The following is a 991-nucleotide window of genomic DNA, read 5'->3' as shown; positions in this document are numbered from 1 at the left end:
TTGTTCTGGAGTTCGATTACTAGGACGCATAAGTTAAAAAGCCTTCTAAAAAAATAAAAGCGTATTATAAGATTAAAGTGAATCGAGGTCACGAGAAGAAAACCTAATTATTATGTCCATAAAGCACCGACTGGTTATGACCCTTTTGTTGTGCCTGAAACAGTGCATTATCAGCACGACGAATCAGCTCATCAGCTTTATATTGCTCATTAAAAACCAAGGTTGCAGAGCCTGCGCTAATGGTTAACTGGTTTGAATAAACAGAACCTTTGTGAGTTAATGACCACTGCTTTAAAAGATTAAAGATCTCTGCAACAATCACATTCACCCCATTTTCATCAGTTTCAGGCAAAATCAACGCAAACTCTTCACCACCATAACGCGCCACTAAATCGGCAGGCCGAGTAATCAACAACTGCAACCGGCGGGCAAGCTCCACTAGACAGCTATCACCTGCAAGTCGCCCATATTGATCATTGAAGTGCTTGAAATGATCAATATCTATAATCACAACAGATAGAGGTAACATCGATTGTCTCGATCTCGCCCACTCTTTATCAAGTAACTCAGTAAAGTAATAACGGCTGGGCAAACCTGTTAAGGTATCGCGCATAGACAGCTGCTCGAGCTTTTCCTGCATATTAGTTAGTTTTTGATTGGCCTTTAGCAAATAAACATAACGTATTATAAATATGGAAAAGATAAAAATAACAAGCGCAGAAAGATACCAGAACCAGATTAAATCAGACTCTTTTTCATAAACGAGTGGTAACCAGCGGTTAAGTATTTCTTGATGCTGCTGCACTGAAATTGTTGCAATAACTTTATTAAAAATACCAAGTAATATCGGGTTTGAATTTGTAACAGCTAGTGAAAGCGCATATTTATGCTCAAATTTATCGGCAATTTTAAGTTCAGGATAATATTCTTGGATTTTCCGAGCCATTACAGGAAGCGAATCAATAAAGCCGTAAATCTCACCATTTTCAAC

The 991-nt window shown here is 38.0% G+C and carries 1 protein-coding gene; it reads right to left on the bottom strand.

All coding sequences use genetic code 11. The features are described 5' to 3' along the window. Nucleotides 1–103: 103 nt before the first annotated feature. Nucleotides 104–991: GGDEF domain-containing protein (locus AC4GME_RS00725; protein ID WP_490378891.1), on the bottom strand; the 888-nt coding region annotated here is incomplete at its 5' end.

The sequence above is a fragment of the Psychromonas sp. genome (genome assembly GCF_983033635.1).
Note: the sequence above shows the minus strand (reverse complement) of the source record. Positions and strands in the feature narration are given on the sequence as shown.